The organism is Bacillus sp. mrc49 (assembly GCF_002803435.1).
This window is the reverse complement of the sequence record NZ_PHNG01000161.1, coordinates 1-931: the sequence shown is the minus strand read 5'-3', so window position 1 is coordinate 931 and position 931 is coordinate 1. Positions and strand designations below refer to the sequence as shown.

Annotated in this window: 1 protein-coding gene; it reads right to left on the bottom strand. The window is 37.1% G+C overall.

Features of this window, described 5'->3' with window-relative positions:
- The coding region (locus tag CVN76_RS01120; RefSeq protein WP_157805416.1) for a class I tRNA ligase family protein at positions 1-369 on the bottom strand (369 nt) is incomplete at its 3' end.
- Between the last annotated feature and the right edge of the window lie 562 nt (positions 370-931).

Genomic DNA, 931 nt, shown 5'->3' with positions numbered 1-931 from the left:
GTCCAAGTAGATATCGCCCTGGTCAAGCAGCCTTTTGAAGATTTTGGCTACTACCTCTTTATGGCGATCCTCCGTCGTCCGAATGAAATCATCATATGAAATATCAAGCTTTTCCCATAGCTCTTTAATCCCCGTTACGATGTTATCCACGTATTGCTGTGGGGTGATTCCTTCTTCAGCTGCTTTACGCTGGATTTTTTGGCCGTGTTCATCAGTCCCTGTCAGATACATCACATCAAAGCCCCGCATCCTTTTATAGCGGGCCATGGCATCACCTGCCACTGTCGTGTACGCGTGCCCTATATGTAAATTACCGCTCGGGTAATATATGGGTGTCGTGATATAAAATGTTTTTAGTTTATCTTTCACTTGGTTCCCTCCTCATCTTTTGGAAAACTGGCTATGCGACTTGCCAAAGCCATCAGACTATATTAAAAGTAATTATCTCTATTTTAACGCTATATGCGATTCTGCGCGACAATAATCACAAATCAAATCCTCATGATGGTGGAATTATAATCGTTAGAATCGATGTCTTTAAAAATAATGTTAAGGGGGGTAACTTCCTTTTTGTCAGCATTACCTCTTACCTCCACAAAATATACCTAAAAATCTTTTTTTGTGCAACATATCACATATTTGAAAGCTTTCTCTGGAAATTATCCTTAACTGAGAACTTATGCTTTGAAACTAAAATGCATTTAATCATATAATAAAGAAGTCTTTTGTCGAATTGTGGTGACATGCGTAGTTTTTTGTAGCTGATGAACTACTAAATGATGAGGACATATCCAGTTTTTGCTCATTAAAACCATTTTTGAACCATGGAAATGCAGTCATGCTCTTTTCTTACAAAAAAATGAAAATAAATCATTGACGAATATGGGAATGGCTGGTATTATAAGTTTATAAAAAAATTTGTCGAATAATG